Below are 244 nucleotides of genomic sequence, written 5' to 3' on the forward strand. Positions count from 1 at the left end.
AAGCGCGCCAACAGCACCTGGAACCCCGCCAGCAGGCCCATGAACAACGTTGCGCCACGGCCCCGTGCCAATGCGTCAAGCCGCTCCACCAGCGACGCCGGCAACGCGACGGGCACCGACCCGCCACGGTACTGCTTCTGTGCCGGGCGCACCCGGTCGGTCGGCAATTCCAGCAGCGCCGGCACATCGGCCAGCTCCGCGACCCAGTACGCGGCCTGCGCCTCCAGCACCTCCTCGCGCAGCC

The 244-nt window shown here is 71.7% G+C and carries 1 protein-coding gene; it reads right to left on the minus strand.

Annotated features, from left to right (window positions below; genetic code table 11):
• Nucleotides 1–244: condensation domain-containing protein (locus JR064_RS22975; RefSeq protein ID WP_206231255.1), on the minus strand; the 244-nt coding region annotated here is incomplete at both ends.

Origin of the sequence: Xanthomonas bonasiae (assembly GCF_017163705.1) — a bacterium.
GTDB lineage: Bacteria > Pseudomonadota > Gammaproteobacteria > Xanthomonadales > Xanthomonadaceae > Xanthomonas_A > Xanthomonas_A bonasiae.